Source organism: Corynebacterium frankenforstense (genome assembly GCF_030211955.1).
GTDB classification, from domain to species: domain Bacteria; phylum Actinomycetota; class Actinomycetes; order Mycobacteriales; family Mycobacteriaceae; genus Corynebacterium; species Corynebacterium frankenforstense_A.
The window spans coordinates 1-254 of sequence record NZ_JASODI010000081.1; the positions used below are offsets into that span (position 1 = coordinate 1).

The 254-nt window shown below is 67.3% G+C and carries 1 protein-coding gene; it reads right to left on the bottom strand.

The genetic code is table 11. The features are described 5' to 3' along the window. Window positions 1-254, bottom strand: a 254-nt coding sequence (locus QP119_RS11610) for a hypothetical protein (protein ID WP_284776324.1), incomplete at both ends; no start/stop codon positions are given.

The following is a 254-nucleotide window of genomic DNA, read 5'->3' on the forward strand; positions in this document are numbered from 1 at the left end:
ACCGCATGCACAACAGACCCGGGCGCACCCTCGGAAAGGAACTTGGAGAACGCCTCACCACAGGCCTCGGCGTCCACGTTGTCCTCACCGACTACCTTCGCCGCCGCCGCGTGCGCGGCGTGGCGAAGCGCGGCGATCTCCGCCGACGAACCCCGGAACAACAGTCCCTGCCCCTTGGTCCTGGAGTTGATGAACTGCAGGCTACGGGTCTGCGGGGCGGGTGTGTCCGGCCCGTTGTACTCGTCGAGGAGCCT